The sequence below is a fragment of the Amycolatopsis rhizosphaerae genome (assembly GCF_007713715.1).
In the GTDB taxonomy this organism is placed as follows: domain Bacteria; phylum Actinomycetota; class Actinomycetes; order Mycobacteriales; family Pseudonocardiaceae; genus Amycolatopsis_E; species Amycolatopsis_E rhizosphaerae.
In genome coordinates, this window is record NZ_VJWX01000617.1 from 1 (window position 1) to 3,775 (window position 3,775).

A 3,775-nucleotide genomic window follows, 5' to 3' on the forward strand; every position below is an offset into this window, starting at 1 on the left:
GATCCCCCCTTCCGCCGCCTGAGTGTTGGCCGTGAAGGGTCCCTTCACAGTCGATACGACTGTGAAGGGACCCTTCACGGCTTTTCCCAGTCCCTCAGGCGGTCCAGGACCAGTCGCGGATCTCGGGGAGGTCTTCGCCGTGTTCGACGATCCAGCGGCGGTGCCGCTCCCGGGTCTCGGTCATCGCCTGCCGCACGCTCCCGGCGCTGCGGATCAGCCCGGGCACGCGGTCGATCACGTCGATGACCAGCTGGAACCGGTCCATGTCGTTGAGCACGCGCATGTCGAACGGCGTGGTGGTGGTGCCGTGCTCCTTGTACCCGCGCACGTGGAGGTCGCCGTGGTTGGTGCGGCGGTAGGCCAGCCGGTGGATCAGCCAGGGGTAGCCGTGGTAGGCGAAGATGATCGGCCGGTCGGTGGTGAACAGCGCGTCGAACTCGCGATCGCTCATCCCGTGCGGATGCTCGGTGTCCGGCTGCAGCCGCATCAGGTCGACCACGTTGACCACCCGCACGGCCAGCTCCGGCAGGTACCGCTTCAGCAGGGTGACCGCGGCGAGCACCTCCGTGGTGGGCGCGTCGCCGGCGCAGGCGAGCACCACGTCGGGTTCGCGCTCCGGGTGCAGGCTCGCCCATTCCCAGATGCTCGCCCCCCGCGCGCAGTGCAGCGCCGCCTGTTCGGCGTCGAGCCAGTTGGGGCTGTCGTTCTTGCCCGCCACGACCACGTTGACGTAGTCGCGGCTGCGCAGGCAGTGCTCGGCCACGGCGAGCAGGGTGTTGGTGTCCGGGGGCAGGTAGACGCGCACCACCTCGGAGCTCTTGTTCGCCACGTGGTCGATGAAACCGGGGTCCTGGTGCGAGAACCCGTTGTGGTCCTGCCGCCAGACGTGCGAGGTAAGCAGGTAGTTCAGCGAGGCGACCGGACGGCGCCACGGGATCTTCCTGCTCACCCGCAGCCATTTGATGTGCTGGTTGACCATGGAGTCGACGATGTGCACGAAGGCCTCGTAGCACGAGAACAGCCCGTGCCGCCCGGTCAGCAGGTAGCCCTCCAGCCAGCCCTGGCACAGGTGTTCCGAAAGCACCTCGAGCACGCGCCCGTCCCGGGTGAGGTGCTCGTCGACCGGTTCGATGGCGGCCTGCCAGTCCTTGCCGGTGGCCTCGTACACCGCGTCGAGCCGGTTGGAGGCCGTCTCGTCGGGGCCGAACAGGCGGAAGTTGCGGTGGGTGTCGTTGAGTTCGAACACCTCCCGCAGGTACTCGCCGAGCACACGGGTGGGTTCGGCGCTGGTGGTGCCGGGGCGCGGGACGGCGACCGCGTGCGCGGCCGGGTCCGGCAGCCGCAGCGGCTGGAGCAGCAGCCCCCCGTTGGCGTGCGGGTTGGCGCCCATGCGCCGGGCTCCGCGCGGGATGAGCGCGGTCACCTCGGGTTTCGGCGCCCCCGTCGGGTCGAACAGCTCCTCGGGCCGGTACGAGCGCAGCCACGCGTCGAGCGCCCGCAGATGGTGCGGGTGCTCGCGGACGGCGGGCAGCGGCACCTGGTGCGCACGCCAGGTGCCCTCCACCTGCTGTCCATCTACTTTGGATGGTCCGGTCCAGCCCTTCGGCGTGCGCAGCACGATCATCGGCCAGCGCGGCCGCTGCCCGTCGGGATTGTCCTTGATCCGCCGGATCTCGGCGAGCACCTCGTCGAGGGTGGCGGCCATCAGCTGGTGCATGCGCTCGGGTTCGTCGCCCTCCACGTAGTGGGGCGCGTAGCCGTAGCCGCGCAGCAGCTGGTCCAGCTCCTCGGGGGAGATGCGCGCCAGCACGGTCGGATTGGCGATCTTGAACCCGTTGAGGTGCAGGATCGGCAGCACCACCCCGTCGCGCGCCGGATTGAGGAACTTGTTGGCGTGCCAGCTGGTCGCCAGCGGCCCCGTTTCGGCCTCACCGTCGCCGACGACACAGGCCACGATGAGGTCCGGGTTGTCGAAGGCGGCGCCGAAGGCGTGTGCCAGCGAGTAGCCGAGCTCGCCGCCTTCGTGGATGGAGCCGGGCACTTCCGGCGCCACGTGGCTCGGCACCCCGCCGGGGAAGGAGAACTCGCGGAAGAGCACCCGCATCCCCTCGGCGTCGGCGGAAGCCTCCGGTGCCACCTCGGGGTAGCTGCCCTCCAGCCAGGTGTTCGCGAGCAGGGCCGGGCCGCCGTGGCCGGGCCCGGTCACGAACATCATGTCCAGGTCCTGGGCCACGATCAGCCGGTTCAGGTGGGCGTAGACGAAGTTCAGTCCCGGCGAGGTGCCCCAGTGGCCGAGCAGGCGCGGCTTGACGTGCTCGGCGCGCAGCCCTTCGGCGAGCAGCGGGTTGTCCATCAGGTAGATCTGGCCCACCGTCAGGTAGTTCGCCGCCCGCCACTGCGCGTCCACTTGGGACAGTTCGACCGCGGTGAGCGCCGCGGGCCGGGTCCCGGCGGGCACGCTCATCCGGCCTGCTCCGGGCGCACGATCAGCACCGGGCAGCCGGCGTGGTGGATCAGCGCCTGGCTGGTCGAGCCGAGCAGCATGCCGGTGAACCCGCCACGGCCCCGGCTGCCCGCCACGACCAGTTGCGCCCTGCCCGCCCATTCGAGCAGCTGGTGCCGCGGCCGGTCCTTCACCACCACGCGCTCCACCTGCACGTCCGGGTACTTGTCCTGCCAGCCGGCCAGGCTTTCGGCCAGCACGCGCCGCTGCTCCTCGTCGGGCGGTTCCTGTTCGAGCAGCGCGTATTCGACCGGCACGCTGGTCAGGTAGTCGACGTCGCTCCACGAGTGCACCGCGATCAGCGGCACGCCTCGCCAGGACGCTTCGTCGAACGCCACGCCCAGTGCCCGCTCGCTGGTGCGGCTGCCGTCCACCCCGACGACCACGGGGCCCTCGGCGGGCACCGTGCCGTCGGCACGCGTGCGCACCACGGCCACCGGGCAGGTGGCGTGCGCGGCCACCGCGATCGTGGTCGAGCCGGCGAGCATCCCGGTGAACCCGCCGCGCCCGGAGGCGCCCAGCACGATCATTTCGGCCTTCTTGCCCAGTTCCAGCAGCACCGGGATGGGCGGCTGGTTGGGCCGGGAAGTGGTGATCCGCAGCTCCGGCCCGATCTCGCGGGCGAGGTCGGCCGCCTCGGTGAGCTTGCCCTGCGCGAAGGCCTCCAGCTCGTCGAACAGGCTCTGCGGCGCGGGCAGCCCACCGCCGTAGTAGCCGAACATCGGGTCGAACCCGTACACCAGGTGCAGCGGCAGGTGGCGCAGCGCGGCCTCGCGCGCCGCCCAGCGTACTGCCTGTGCGGCGGGCTCCGAACCGTCCACGCCCACCACGATCGCACCCGTCACGGCACTGCTCACGTCAGTCATCGGTCTCATTCCCTGTTCCCGGCCAGCGTCTCGGCGCTGACCACTCCCGGTACCGCTTCGGCCAGCACGGTCGCCACGTGCCGGTCCGTCGCGTTGTCGAATTCGTCGAGGATGCGCACGACCCCGTCCTTGCACTCGACCTGCCAGCGGTCGGGGCCGCCGTAGATGGACAGGTGCCGCCGCACGTCCGCGGCGATCTCCGCGTCCTCGCGGGCGAAGGTGCGGACGATGTCCCCGCGGGTGACGATCCCGACCACCCTGCCACCGTCCACAATGGGCATCGCGCGGATGCGCGAGTCCAGCAGCGCGCGGCTCAGCTCGGCCACGTCGCAGCCCGGGCTCATCCCGGTCGCCGGGCTGGTCATCACGTCGCCCACGGTGTCGCCCGCGGGCGGGTGGGCACGGT

At 71.0% G+C, this 3,775-nt stretch carries 3 protein-coding genes; all 3 read right to left on the reverse strand.

Features of this window, described 5'->3' with window-relative positions:
- Positions 1-94 precede the first annotated feature (94 nt).
- Positions 95-2,464 carry a phosphoketolase family protein gene (locus FNH05_RS34265; RefSeq protein ID WP_144593004.1) on the reverse strand — a complete coding sequence of 790 codons (2,370 nt, stop codon included), beginning with the start codon at positions 2,462-2,464 and terminating at the stop codon, positions 95-97.
- Complete coding sequence (locus tag FNH05_RS34270; protein WP_144593005.1) at positions 2,461-3,369, reverse strand: universal stress protein; 909 nt, start codon at positions 3,367-3,369, stop codon at positions 2,461-2,463. The genes FNH05_RS34265 and FNH05_RS34270 overlap by 4 nt, the downstream gene beginning before the upstream one ends.
- Before the next feature lie 5 nt (positions 3,370-3,374).
- Positions 3,375-3,775: CBS domain-containing protein (locus FNH05_RS34275; protein ID WP_144593006.1), on the reverse strand; the 401-nt coding region annotated here is incomplete at its 5' end.

Excerpts from the sequence above, each read along its gene's own strand:
- FNH05_RS34265 (WP_144593004.1), bottom strand. The coding sequence starts at position 2,464 with ATGAGCGTGCCCGCCGGGACCCGGCCCGCGGCGCTCACCGCGGTCGAA.
- FNH05_RS34270 (WP_144593005.1), bottom strand. The coding sequence starts at position 3,369 with ATGACTGACGTGAGCAGTGCCGTGACGGGTGCGATCGTGGTGGGCGTG.